We start from the raw sequence: 12,537 nt of genomic DNA, 5'->3' as shown, positions 1-12,537 counted from the left end.
GACCCGGTTGTACATACCGGGTCCGGTCCGTTCCCCGCCCTTTCAGCCGGCGGTGGGCGCCTGGTCAGCCGACGGTGAGCGCCTTGCGGAGGAAAGCATTGACGGTGTCCCCAGCCGCCAGATAGTGCGATTCAGAGGGCAAGGCCGCCTGACGGCGTGCCCCCCGCAGCCGGGCGGCAGGCTGTTGAAGGCGTTCGTTGAGGATCAACAACGCTGCCAGCACCTCCGAGAGACCGGACTCGGTGCCGGCGGTGGCCTTCAGCAGCCGTGCGTAAATTTCCTGCAGGGCCGGGCCTGGCGAACAGCCGAGGTCGCGGTTGAACAGCCTTCGGCACCGCTCGTACGCCTGCAGTCCGTCGGCATGCCGCCCGCAGTGCTCCAGTCCGCCAATGAGGGCGGTCCACGCCGCTTCGTTCAGCGGGGCGGAAGCAACGCAGCGCTGGGCCCAAAGCACCGCTTCTTCGGGCCGCCGCAGGGTCAAGGCAGCCTCTGCAGCTTGCTGCTGGGCCTGCTGCACCATTTCGCCATGGTTCGACCGTGCCTCTTCCGCCCATTCGGGAATCAACTCGTCGCCCAGCAGTGGCTCCGCGGCGATCGTCAGTGCCTCGGTCAGCAGCGGGTAGGCCCTCGCCGGTTCGGCGAACTCGGCCGTGCGGACGAGGTCTTGGAACCGGTGCAGATCGACGTCGACCATATCGCGGTCGATCACGTAACCACCGTTGGCGGTGCGCAATGGTCCCGTCTTGGCGCAGCCTGGTTGCAGGTTGCGCCGCAGAATGCTGACATAGCTTTCCAAGGTGGCCGAGGCCTCGCCAGGAGCCCGGCCGCTCCACAACATGTGGACCAACCGGTCCTTGGACATCGGCGAACCGACGTTTAACAACAGGATTTCCAGTACTTGGCGCGGCTTCGGGCCGCCCACGGTGTCGGCCGTCAAGACGATGTCGCCGCGGCGAATACGCAAGTTGCCGATCATTTGAACACTTACGGGCATGGCCCGTCCACTCATTTGCTCCACGATTTCCCCCTCGTTGCGCGCACCCCCCCCCCAATGAGTGCATAACCATCCTGCTGCGATCACCGGGCCGCAGGACAGCCTCCCGAAGGGGTACCGACACCCCCAATTTGCGGGGGGGCGCGTACCACCGGTTTTTCCCAAGGGCCGGTGGTGATGCTGGACCTGTGACCCCGAGGCCTGCGGCGCAGCGCAGGCAGGACAGCGTGGCAGCCGCAGACCAACCGTGGTCATCGCCGCCGGACCCTGGCCCCACCCCCCGACGCCAGGGTCCGGTCGGCGCGCATCGGAAAGTTCAGGCGGGATTCGGGCGCACGGGCCACGGAATGTGCTCCCGTACGTCCGTCAGGTTCATGCTGACTTCCAGAAAGAGGTCGTCGAGCATGTATTCGTCCACGCCGAGGATGACCAATGAGTGCCCGCCGCCTTGTTGCGGTCCGTCCAAGGCAACTGCGGACACGCAGACACCGGTCCGCCAGTCGATCCGCACTTCCGTTTTGCCGTTAGCAAGCAGCGGATGGCCGGCGTCGTACGGCGTGTAGGTCTGGTTGGGCGAGACTACCGCTTCCAAGACCCGGCGGCCGTGGTGCTCGGTTTCGCGCAGTTCATGGATCTCGACGGGGTTGGCAAAGGGAGCCTCATAGGCCACCGGCGCGCTGCCGGACAGCTCGACCGGGTCCAGCATTGCCGACCAGCGCCCGTTGCCGAAGACCGGCTCGCCGTAGGCGGCTTCGGGCCGCCGGCGCACCAGGTGGATGTCGTTGAACACCGGTGTGACCAGATGCGGGGGCAGCAGCCAGGATTTGCGTGTTGCGCTGACGTAGAAGCCGTCGCGGGAGTCGTTGATGCCGGTGGTGCTGTACAGCAGCCGGCCATCGCCGGACTCCACACGGAGCGCGCCGGGACGGCGGGTCCAGGCACGGAGCACGCCGCCGGCAGGGGAAGGGCCAGGCGCATCATGTGTCCCGGTCGTGTCGGGGTGGACCGCCCGGAGTTCGAACCTGAGGGATTCCCACTTCCACGGGGAGGAGCGGCAGAGGCATCTGAAGATCTCCGCATTGCCAACGGTGTCGCCGGCCTTAAGCACGCTCCCGCCGTTCATATGCACAGTGTAGCCGCCGGCTGCCGTGGAGCCGGCCGGGTGCAGTAGGTTTGGGGTCATGGTGCAGGAACTGGCGCTGCTGTGGCCCGGCCGGGCGCTGGCGTTCTGGACGCTGTTGGCCGCCGGCGGCTATCTGCTGGTTGTCGGGGCGCGGCTGAGCTGGATCGATGTGCGCACGCACCGGCTGCCGAACCGCATCGTTTTCCCGGCCTACGCCGTTGCCGCGGTGCTGCTGATCGCGGCCTCGCTCGGAGGTCACGACGCGGGCATGTTCTGGCGGGTGCCGGTTGGCGGGGCAATACTGTGGGTCTTTTATTTCCTTGTCCGGTTCATCTACCCAGCCGGCATGGGCTTCGGCGACGTCAAACTCGCCGGAGTACTGGGGATGTACCTCGGTTACCTGGGGTTCGAACACTTGCTGTTGGGAACGTTCGCGGCCTTCCTGCTGGGCGGGGCATACGGCGTGCTGCTGGTAGTGATGCGGCGCGGAACCCTGAGCAGTGACATCCCATTCGGACCGTTCATGATTGGCGGCACGTGGGTGGCCCTGCTGCTGCCCACGTAACCTTGGGGCATGCCTACTCCCGATTTCATTCTGCGGCTGCGCGACAAGATCGGCCATGACCTGCTCTGGCTCCCCGGTGTCACGGCGGTAGTGCTGGATGATGCCGACCGGGTGCTGCTGGGCCGACGGGCGGACAACGGGCTTTGGACGCTGATCACCGGCATCCTGGATCCGGGGGAGCAGCCGGCCGTGGGCGTGGTGCGGGAGGTCCTGGAAGAGACGGGCGTCGTCGTGGAAGTCGAGCATCTGGCCGAGGTCTACTCTGGCCGTCCGATGGAGTTCGTCAACGGAGACCGTGCCCAGTTCCTGACGCTGACCTTCAGGTGCCGGCACGTCGCGGGTGTTGCCCGGGTCAATGACGATGAGTCGTCCGAGGTTGGCTGGTTCGGACTGGATGAGCTGCCGGAGCTGGCCCACTATCATCGGGACAGGCTGCAGGCAGCCCTTCGGGCCGAGGGCGTCCCGGAATTTGCCCGCTGAGCCTATTGGACGTCGGAGTCCGGCGGCGGCAGGACGATCCGCCGGTCTATGTCGACAGATTCGACGCCTTCGATTCCGGCAGCAGCCGCGCGCTGTTCTTCCGGCAGGGAACCGGTGATCATGCCCAGGGTGGACAGCACGTTCTCGACCTGCATGCCGCCAGCCGCCAACTGCTCGGCAATCCGACCGGTGTCGGAAAGGTAGTCATGGCGCACCGTCACGGTGATCTGCATACCCCCATCATAGGTCTGCATGGGCGGGCCGGGGAGGCCGTCACTGCGGCGCCAGCACCAGCCCCGCCCCAACATCGACCGAGGGTGCGGGCAGCCGCTCGGCTTCCTGGACCAAGGTGGCCCACAACTCCAAGCCGCGCCTGCCGGTAGCCTCCGCCCACAGGGCCGCAACGCCGGCGGCATGCGGCGTCGCCATGCTGGTTCCGCTGATGGTGTTGTACCGTTTCGGCATAGGCCACGACGAATATACCTGGAAGCCCGGTCCGGAACAGTCCACCTGTCCGCCGCGCAATGGAAGGCTTCTGGCGGAAAAGAACGCTACCTCGAGGGCCTGGTCCAGCGCCCCTACGGCCATGATGAACGGGCTGTTGGCCGGGGAACCGACGAAGCCGAACTCGCCCTTGCGGCGGTCAGCATTGTTTCCCGCAGCGGCAACGATCAAGGAACCCTGCTCCAGCGCCCGGCTGCCCGCCGCTGTGTAGGGCGGATGAATCAGGGCCACATCGGCGCCCAGTGACATGGAAATCACGGCACACCTGTTGCCTACGGCCCAGTCAATGCCGGCCAGGATAGCGGCGTCCGAACCGGAACCGGCGTTGCTGAGCACCTTGCCGGCGAAGATCTCGGCCTCGTACGCCACCCCGTAGCGAGGACCGGTGCCGGGAGCTTTCGGGCCGCACGCGGTCCCGATGCAGTGCGTGCCGTGCCCGTGTCCGTCCTGGGCCGGCTCGCCGGTGATGAACGACGCGCTGGTGATGCTGCGTCCGGCGAAATCCGGATGCGATTCATCGAAGCCGGTATCCAGCACGGCCACGCGCACACCGTTTCCTGACTGCGGTGAGGAAACGGCTCTGGTGGCCTGCAGCCCCCACGTGAAGTTGTTGTTATCGGCGAAGCCCAGGGGCTCCGGGCCCGCTTCGCGGACTGTGCGGCGGGCCGCGGCCAGACGCCCGGACAGATCGGCCACACCGTCCCGGTAGCCGGCTGCGTAGTCCTCGGCCGGGTCCAGGACGTCGTGGATGAGTTCGGGCGAGACGGACAGGACCTGGCGGCGGTCGGCATGGCTGGCCTGGAGCGAACTGATTTGGTCCGGCCCGGCCGTGACGACGGCGATGCCGAGATTTGCGAAGACTGTCGCGTCGGCGCCGGAAGCGGCATCCGGATCAACTCCCCGCGTGCCAAAGTCGCGGCTGTCCGCGACACTGCCCAGACCGGCAGCGTCGGCGAGAATGCCGGCACAATCCTCGGCCGCGCCGGAGAAGACGACAACATAACGCCCGGTGGTCCTCGCATGCTCCGGCAGGGAGTAATCGGCCGTCCCAAGGGACGGGGTCTGTGAATCACCGATCATGGAGACCTCCTGGACCATCTTCCGCTGGGTCCCGAATGGACGGCAGCAGCCGGCACCCTGGCCGTCAGCTCGCCGTCAGGCGGGACGTGTGCGCATCATCCTAACCGGCGGGACCGACGGTACAAGCAGTCAACAATCGTTTCAGCCCGGCCGGGGCGGAAATAGCCGTTCGCCGCACCGGACAGCACTCTCCCCGGGGCGCCTGCCCGGGGCACGCCGGGTGCCCGGCCGGCCCTGGGCTACCCGACCAACCAGTGGACTGCCGGCCGGGTGTGCGCATGCCCGGCACCAAAAAGGGCGCTCCCGCCGCAGCAGGAGCGCCCTGGGAAGTCCTTGGGACTGGGTTACTTGGCCTGCGGCGGCACGGTCATCGAGAGCACGTCGAGCGCAGAATCCAGCTGCTCTTCGGTCAGCTCGCCGCGCTCCAGGAAGCCGAGGGCAACCACGGACTCGCGCACGGTCAGGCCTTCCTTGACCGAGTGCTTCGCGATCTTGGCCGCGTTTTCGTAGCCGATGTACTTGTTCAGCGGGGTCACGATCGAGGGGGAGGCCTCGGCCAGGAAGCGGGCGCGCTCCACGTTGGCGGTCAGGCCGTCGATCATCTTGTCCGCCATCACGCGCGAGGTGTTGGCCAGCAGGCGGATGGACTCCAGCAGGTTGGCGGCCATTACGGGAATGCCCACGTTCAGCTCGAAGGCGCCGTTGGTGGACGACAGGGCGATGGTGGTGTCGTTGCCGACGACCTGTGCGGCAACCATGATGGCAGCCTCGCAGATGACGGGGTTGACCTTGCCCGGCATGATCGACGAGCCCGGCTGCAGATCGGGGATGGCGATCTCTCCCAGACCGGTGTTGGGGCCGGAGCCCATCCAGCGCAGGTCGTTGTTGATCTTCATGAACGCGTAGGCGATATTGCGCAGCTGCCCGGAGGCCTCTATCAGGCCGTCGCGGTTGGCCTGCGCCTCGAAGTGGTTGCGGGCCTCGGTCAGCGGCAGTCCGGTATCGGCAGCCAGCAGTTCGATCACGCGCTGCGGGAAACCGGCCGGGGTGTTGATGCCGGTGCCGACGGCGGTGCCGCCCAAGGGGACCTCGGCCACGCGCGGCAGGGAGGCTTCGATGCGCTCGATGCCGTAGCGGACCTGGGCGGCGTAACCACCGAATTCCTGGCCCAGGGTGACCGGGGTGGCATCCATCAGGTGGGTGCGGCCGGACTTTACGACGTCCTTGAACTCCTCGGCCTTGCGTTCCAGGGAAGCGGCCAAGTAGTCCAGAGCCGGGATCAGCTCGTTGATCAGCGCCGACGTGGCAGCCACATGCACCGAAGTGGGGAAGACATCGTTGGAGGACTGCGAGGCGTTGACATGGTCGTTCGGGTGGACCGTCTTGTCGCTGCCGGCGTCCTTCAGGGCGCGGGTTGCCAGCTCGGCCAGTACCTCGTTGGTGTTCATGTTCGAGGACGTGCCGGAGCCGGTCTGGAAGACGTCGATGGGGAAGTCGCCGTCGTACTTGCCGGTGGCTACCTCGTCGGCTGCGGCGGCGATCGCCTTGGCCAGCTCGCCGTCCAGCACGCCCAGCTCCGCGTTGGCGGTGGCGGCAGCCTTCTTGATCCGGGCCAGGGCCTCGATGTGGGCGCGTTCCAGCGTCTTGCCGGAGATGGGGAAGTTCTCGACGGCGCGCTGGGTCTGCGCACGGTAGAGGGCGTTGACCGGAACGCGGACCTCGCCCATGGTGTCGTGTTCAATGCGGTATTCGGCAGAATCAGCAGAAGTCATGGCTCCAAGCTTATGCCCGCCGCGCACCGGTTCCGAATTGTGTTGCAGCCGACGGCGGCACGGCCCAGCGCATTGACAGCGACTGCAAACCGGAGCCCGGGCAACAGCACAACGCGGGTGGGTCTAGAGCGCGCCGTGCCCCGCAACGAGTTCGGCGCGGCCGTCCGCCAGCCGGTAGGCGACCCCGACGACGGCGGTGCGGCCAGCCTCCACCGCTTCCGAAATGGCGCGTGAGCTGTCCAGCAGGCGTTCGGAGGATTGCCGGACGTTTTCGATCACCATGTCGTTGAGGTCATCGAGTCCGGCCCGCCGGGCAGCCAGCACCGACGGGGTGATCCGCTCCACGAGATCGCGCAGGCCCCCGCGGGGCATTTCGCCGGTGTCGATGGTGTTTTTGGCCGCAGTCACGGCGCCGCAGCTGTCGTGGCCCAGGATGACGATCAGCGGCACGCGGAGTACATCCACCCCGTACTCCAGCGACCCGATGACGGCATCACCGAGGACATGGCCGGCGGTGCGCACTACGAAGGCATCGCCCAGTCCGAGGTCGAAGATGATCTCGGCCGCGAGCCGGGAGTCGGAACAGCCGAAGATGATGGCGAACGGATGCTGTTCGTTGACCAAGGAACTGCGTCGGGCGGCGTCCTGGTTCGGGTGGACTGACGTACCTGCTACGAAGCGGGCATTGCCGTCGATAAGTTTTTGCCAGGCCTGGGCGGGAGTCATTGTGGTGGGCACGAAGAAACCTTACTGCGTTACGGCGCACTGCACGCGCAGCGCGCCACAACGGATCGGGAATTACTTGCTGTCCAACTCTTTGACGACAGCGGTGGCCAAGACGTCGAATTCGTCCAAGTCGGCAGTGCCGGAGAGGATGACGGTGAAGCCGCCGCGCTCCAGCACGAGGCTGCGCTCGCCCGCTCCGGCGTCGCGCAGTTCCCAGGTGGCGCCCGCCTTGCGGTCGCCCGTGACCGGCGCGTTGTCGGTTGCTTGGCTGATCCAGGTCGGGTTGGCCTTATCGGTTTGAATGAGGCCGATGTACTCACCGCCCGGTGTGAGGTAGCCGACTTCCCATGCCGCTACATGGGCCGTGCCCCCGGTGTTCCACCGGGCGTAGTTGGAGGTCCACCCTTCCGGCAGCTCAACGGCCAGCGGCAGATAGCCCGCGGTGGACTCGGCCTGGAGGGCGACGCCCGGGACGTCGATATTACGTTTGTAGACGTCGGGCTTGCTGCCCGGATTCAGGAACATCACCGGCAGCAGTACAGCCAAGGTGAGGCCCACGGCCATCAGCATGCCGACCACCGGTGCCTTTGCGCGGTTGGCCTGCTTTGCGGTCAGCACGGGCTTGGCAGGCACATCGGTCGGTTCTTCGGGACGCACTTCACTCACTCCTCCATGATCTCAGATCCCCGCTGCTGCGCGAACACGTCCAGGGCGCCGAAGCCGGACAGGGACCGGCTCCCACTGGTTCCCGGGACGGTGGCGACTATGATCGAAAGCAATGGAAGATGTCCGCACCGCAGATGCATCCACCGCAGCGCCGCAGCCGGTGCTGTCTGAAGAGCTACTCGAAGATGAGGTCGAAGTGTCCAACGAAGCCCAGGCTGACCCCTTTTCCAACTTCCCGCCGTCCATGCGCGTCGGTGACAACGAGCCGGACCGCAACCTGGCGCTGGAACTGGTGCGCGTCACCGAAGCCGCGGCTATTGCCGGCGGCCACTGGGTCGGTTACGGGGACAAGAACGCCGCCGACGGCGCGGCTGTGGACGCCATGCGGGCGTTCCTGTCCACCGTCAGCTTTAACGGGGTGGTCGTCATCGGCGAGGGCGAAAAGGACGAGGCCCCGATGCTGTTCAACGGCGAAAAGGTCGGCGACGGAACCGGCGCCGAGTGCGACGTCGCCGTGGACCCGATCGACGGCACCCGGCTGACGGCGCTGGGCATCAACAACGCTCTCTCCGTCCTGGCTGTCTCCGAGCGAGGCACCATGTTCGATCCCTCGGCCGTGTTCTACATGGAGAAGCTGGTCACCGGTCCCGAGGCCGCTGACCTGGTGGACCTGCGCCTGCCCATCAAGCAGAACCTGCACCTGATTGCGAAGGCCAAGAACAAGAAGATCAACCAGATCAACGTCATGATCCTGGACCGCGACCGGCACAAGCCGTACGTGGAGGAAATCCGCGCCGCCGGTGCACGCACCAAATTCATCATGGACGGAGACGTTGCCGGCGGCATCGCTGCTGCCCGTGAAGGCACCGATGTGGACGTCCTGATGGGCATTGGCGGGACCCCGGAAGGCATCGTGACAGCCTGCGCCATCAAGTCGCTGGGCGGCGTGATCCAGGGCCGGCTCTGGCCCACCACCGACGACGAAAAGCAGAAGGCCATCGACGCCGGCCACGATCTGGACCGGGTGCTGACGACCGATGACCTGGTCACCAGTGACAACTGCTTCTTCGTGGCAACCGGCATCACCGATGGCGACCTGCTGCGCGGCGTCCGCTACAAGAACCACAAGGTCCTGACGCAGTCGATCGTGATGCGCTCGAAGTCCGGGACGATCCGCTTCGTCGAGGGCGAGCACCAGGAATACAAGTGGGACCGCTTCGAGCGGAAGCTCTAGCCCCCGCAAGGACAGGAAACCCCGCACCGGCCGGTGCGGGGTTTCCTTTTCCGCTCCCGGCTGCCGGGAACGTGCGGTCAGCGGGGGAGCCTGGGGTCAGCGGGGGAGTTTGGCGCGCAGCCTCCGGAGGGCCGGAACGACGGCGGTGCCGGCCTTTCGTGCTGCCGGCACCGCCGCGGAGCGAACCTTGCGCAGGGCCGGGGCGGCCGTCTCGCGGGCTGCGCGCGTGAACAGATAGGCCTGGTACATGAGCTGGTTGACCGGCAGGTCCCAGCTGCCCGGGTAGCTGACCTCGTAGCCGCCGAAGGATCGTTTGAACCGCGAGAAGCCCGCCCACGGGTGGTCCGGCTCGTCTTCCGGGCTGACACCCCACATGTCGAAGTAGCGGATGCCTGCGGCGCGGGCGTCCATCATCATGGTGACCACCAGCGGAATGCCGGCATTGAGCTTGCGGTGGGCGTCGTCGGCGGCGGCGTGTGCATAGACCCGCGTTGTTTCAGTGTCGTAGGAGAGCGCCGCCGCGATCGGCTGCCCATCCAACCGGGCCACGAACAGTTTCGCGGCGCCGGCCGGGACCAGGGTCCGGGCGGCGTGCCGCAGGTAGTCGTCCGATTGGGCCTTGAAATCCGCGCGCTCCGAGACGTCGTGGAGGAACCCCAGCAGGATGCCGATGTCCGCGGGGTCGGAGGAGACGTCGAACGTCACGCCCTTCTTGTGGATGTTGCGGTACAGATTTCGGCTGGTGCTGCGCATGCCGGCCAGCAGGTCCTCTTCCGGCTGGCTCAGATCCAGCATCCAGGTCAATTTCGGCTGGACGTCCACCGGTGCCTTGACCAGGCCCAGCGACTGCAGGGCCGCGTGGGGCCGTTGACCGAGGTCTGTGCCGACCGGCTCGATCCGCACATAGTGGGCACCCTCTTCCGCCGCCAACGAGCGCAGCGCGGCAAGGGCACGGACCAGGGCAGCGTTGTCTTCGGCGGCGGGGCCGTATGGCACGTATAGGAACCGGCCCAACGGCGTTTTCTCCGCGATGGCCACAAAGGCCCAGCCGTCACCGCGGCGTTCGAAGACCTGTTTGCCCAGGCTTCGTTGGAAATGGGCCCACGGTGCGGACTGCAGGATCGAAGCGGTCAAAGTGTTGCTCCCGTTCGTTGTTGGTGGAATTCTTGTGCGCTGCCCGAGGTGGTGACCGCGAAGAGCACGGCACCCGTGTGGGTGTCGCCGGCCGGATGTACATTCACCGGTTGTTCGGCGTCCGGGATGAAGGCTGCCTCGCCGCGGCTGAGGGGCAGGTCTGACTTCGGGGAGTCCAGCAGCACGCTCCCGGACACTGCCAGCACAATTGCGGGACCGTGCTGGGCCAGCGGCACCGGACTGCCGCCGTCGGAGACTTCGATGCGCTGGAGTTGGAACTCGGCAAAGGGCGGGCAATACAGTTCCTGGCCGGCATCAGTGGTGGTTCGTTCCACCAGAGGTGGAGCGAACGGCCGGAAGTCGGTGATCTTCACCAGTTCGGGCAGATTAATGTACTTCGGCGTGAGGCCGCCGCGCAGTACGTTGTCCGAGGTCGCCATGACCTCCACTCCGAGGCCATGCAGGTAGGCGTGGATGTTGCCGGCCGGAAGGCACAGGGCCTGGCCGGGGGACAGGACGACCAGGTTCAGCAGCAGCGAGATCAGCGCCCCTGGATCGCCTGGATAGTGGTCCGCCAAGCGGGCAACGGCTGCGTACTCCAGGCCCAGGCTGCCGGCCGGTGCGGCGGCCAGCACCCGGGCGCTGTCGTTGACGAGCGCGGTGGAGCGCTCCCCGCCGTCAAGCAGCGCCACGAAAGCGCCGCGCAGGGCCGGTTCCTCATCGCCGCCGTGCAGCAGGTCCAGCACCTCGTCCAACAGATCCAGGGGAGCGCCGGCTTCCGCCAGCTTTGGCCTTAACCCGGCCAGCAGCCGCGCGGCGTCGAGCGGAGGACGGAAACCGCACAGCGCCTGGAATTCGCTGAGCGCAAAGATCATCTCCGGCTTGTGGTTGTCATCCCGGTAGCTGCGCTGCGGGTCATTGAAGGAGATGCCGGCGGCATTCTCCGCGGCGAACCCTGACCTGGCCTGTTCAAGCGTGGGATGTACCTGCAGCGACAGGGCGGAGTCGGCGGCCAGGATCTTGGTCAGGAACGGCAGGCCAGCGCCGAACAAGCCCAGCACCGGCTCACCCAGGGCAGCGCCGGGATTCTCTTTAATGAACTCGTCCAGAGGGCGTTCTCCGTCGGCCAACTGCACCTTGGACGGGGAATCGGGATGAGCACCGATCCAGAGTTCTGCCTCGGGCCCGCCGGATGGTTCCCGGCCGAGCAGCTCGGCGATCGCCGTCGTCGAACCCCAAGCATAGGGGCGCAGTACGTTGGTCAACCGGTACATATGAAGCCTCTTCCTCGTCCTTGTTCCTACGATCCTCCCAGACGGCAGCAGGAAGCAGTGCGCTGCTCAGCCGGTCCCGATCAAGCCCGGGTCAGGGGACAGAGCACTTGCCGTTGTCGCCCACCAAAGCGCCGAGTGTGGTGGTATCGCCAATCTCGGCCAACTGCTGGAGGTATGCCTCGGTGATCTGGGGTTCTGCCGGCGCCTCGGGCGCGTTGTTCTGGTCGGGTGCGGACGTGTCCGCCTGGCCGGCGCCACCCCCCTCGGCGGGAGTTTTTCCGCCGCCGGAGCCGCCGTCGCCCTTGCGTTTTTTCTCCTGAGTCTGCTTGTCCTGGTTGAACATTGCCTGAACGCGAGGATGGATCACGGAGAAGTCCGGGTAGGTGACGAAGTTATCCGCGGCGGTGCCAAAGTCCGGCGGTCCGATGGTCAGCCGCTTCACTTTCTGGTCCTTGGCCTTCAGCGCCAGCGAGACAAAGCTGCCGAGCTGAGAGCTGGGAATATCTGTTTCCACGACCTCCTCGCCGGCCTCGGCCAACTGCTGGAAGCGGGTCAGTACCGTCCCCGGGTCCAACTGCTTGACCATCGCGGACATGACGCACTGCTGGCGCTGGACGCGGTCATAGTCGGTGGCAAATTCACGGGAGCGGGCGTACCAGAGGGCGTGGTAGCCATCGAGCTTTTGGACGCCCGGGGCGATCCAGCCCTTGGGCGGATAGTGCTGGTTGGTTCCGGGGATGGTCCTGTTCGAGATGGGCACCCAGCCGCCGGCTTTGACGGTAATGCCGCCCATCGCATCCACCAAGGCTTCGAAGCCGGCCATGTCCACCAGGGCATACGCCTGGATCTTGATGCCCAGGATGCCGCCCACTGCATCCTTCATGGCCTCAGCCCCGGGATTCTTGGCATCCGGGTACCGGTCGGCATGGTTTTGCTCCACGTCCACGTACAGGGCGTTGATGATGCACTCGTCCCCGCAGTTGAA

General features: G+C 66.3%; 13 protein-coding genes. 3 read left to right on the top strand and 10 right to left on the bottom strand.

Annotated features, from left to right (window positions below; all coding sequences use genetic code 11):
* Nucleotides 1-64: 64 nt before the first annotated feature.
* Nucleotides 65-994, bottom strand: a complete 930-nt coding sequence (locus AC5RWT_RS28535; RefSeq protein ID WP_494083130.1) for an AfsR/SARP family transcriptional regulator — start codon at nucleotides 992-994, stop codon at nucleotides 65-67.
* 316 nt (nucleotides 995-1,310) lie between these two features.
* Entirely contained in the window at nucleotides 1,311-2,117 is an 807-nt protein-coding gene (locus AC5RWT_RS28530; protein ID WP_494083129.1) for a hypothetical protein, read from the bottom strand.
* 58 nt (nucleotides 2,118-2,175) lie between these two features.
* Here AC5RWT_RS28530 and AC5RWT_RS28525 point away from each other — a divergent pair, with 58 nt between their 5' ends.
* Nucleotides 2,176-2,682: a prepilin peptidase gene (locus AC5RWT_RS28525; protein ID WP_494083128.1), complete on the top strand. Its 507-nt coding sequence runs from the start codon at nucleotides 2,176-2,178 to the stop codon at nucleotides 2,680-2,682.
* 9 nt (nucleotides 2,683-2,691) lie between these two features.
* Nucleotides 2,692-3,162, top strand: a complete 471-nt coding sequence (locus AC5RWT_RS28520) for an NUDIX hydrolase (RefSeq protein WP_494083127.1) — start codon at nucleotides 2,692-2,694, stop codon at nucleotides 3,160-3,162.
* 2 nt (nucleotides 3,163-3,164) lie between these two features.
* Here the strand turns inward: AC5RWT_RS28520 and AC5RWT_RS28515 are convergent, their stop codons facing one another.
* The 5 genes from AC5RWT_RS28515 to AC5RWT_RS28495 all read right to left on the bottom strand — a co-directional run bounded on the left by AC5RWT_RS28515 (nucleotide 3,165) and on the right by AC5RWT_RS28495 (nucleotide 7,910).
* Entirely contained in the window at nucleotides 3,165-3,395 is a 231-nt protein-coding gene (locus AC5RWT_RS28515; RefSeq protein ID WP_494083126.1) for a hypothetical protein, read from the bottom strand.
* A 40-nt stretch (nucleotides 3,396-3,435) separates the two neighbouring features.
* On the bottom strand, nucleotides 3,436-4,746 hold the full coding sequence (locus tag AC5RWT_RS28510; RefSeq protein ID WP_494083125.1) for a S8 family serine peptidase: 1,311 nt from the start codon (nucleotides 4,744-4,746) through the stop codon (nucleotides 3,436-3,438).
* A gap of 344 nt (nucleotides 4,747-5,090) precedes the next feature.
* Nucleotides 5,091-6,518 (bottom strand): class II fumarate hydratase, encoded by a 1,428-nt coding sequence (locus tag AC5RWT_RS28505; protein WP_493968329.1) that lies wholly within the window; start codon nucleotides 6,516-6,518, stop codon nucleotides 5,091-5,093.
* 123 nt (nucleotides 6,519-6,641) lie between these two features.
* Nucleotides 6,642-7,256: a carbonic anhydrase gene (locus AC5RWT_RS28500; RefSeq protein ID WP_494083124.1), complete on the bottom strand. Its 615-nt coding sequence runs from the start codon at nucleotides 7,254-7,256 to the stop codon at nucleotides 6,642-6,644.
* Nucleotides 7,257-7,316: 60 nt separating this feature from the next.
* Entirely contained in the window at nucleotides 7,317-7,910 is a 594-nt protein-coding gene (locus AC5RWT_RS28495) for a DUF4245 domain-containing protein (RefSeq protein WP_494083123.1), read from the bottom strand.
* Nucleotides 7,911-8,154: 244 nt separating this feature from the next.
* Between AC5RWT_RS28495 and glpX the strand changes: the two genes are divergently transcribed.
* Nucleotides 8,155-9,144 carry a class II fructose-bisphosphatase gene (gene glpX, locus AC5RWT_RS28490; protein WP_493968767.1) on the top strand — a complete coding sequence of 330 codons (990 nt, stop codon included), beginning with the start codon at nucleotides 8,155-8,157 and terminating at the stop codon, nucleotides 9,142-9,144.
* Between the two features lie 96 nt (nucleotides 9,145-9,240).
* Here glpX and AC5RWT_RS28485 read toward each other — a convergent pair whose 3' ends face one another.
* The 3 genes from AC5RWT_RS28485 to AC5RWT_RS28475 all read right to left on the bottom strand — a co-directional run.
* A complete protein-coding gene (locus AC5RWT_RS28485) occupies nucleotides 9,241-10,278 on the bottom strand; it encodes a lipid II:glycine glycyltransferase FemX (protein ID WP_494083122.1) in 1,038 nt (345 codons plus the stop codon).
* Nucleotides 10,275-11,552, bottom strand: a complete 1,278-nt coding sequence (gene manA / locus AC5RWT_RS28480; RefSeq protein ID WP_494083121.1) for a mannose-6-phosphate isomerase, class I — start codon at nucleotides 11,550-11,552, stop codon at nucleotides 10,275-10,277. Before manA ends, AC5RWT_RS28485 begins: the two co-directional genes overlap by 4 nt.
* Nucleotides 11,553-11,643: 91 nt before the next feature.
* A partial coding sequence (locus AC5RWT_RS28475; RefSeq protein WP_494083120.1) for an LCP family protein occupies nucleotides 11,644-12,537 on the bottom strand: 894 nt, incomplete at its 5' end.

Source organism: Arthrobacter sp. Dra40 (assembly GCF_059091905.1).
This window is presented reverse-complemented; position numbering and strand designations above follow the sequence as displayed.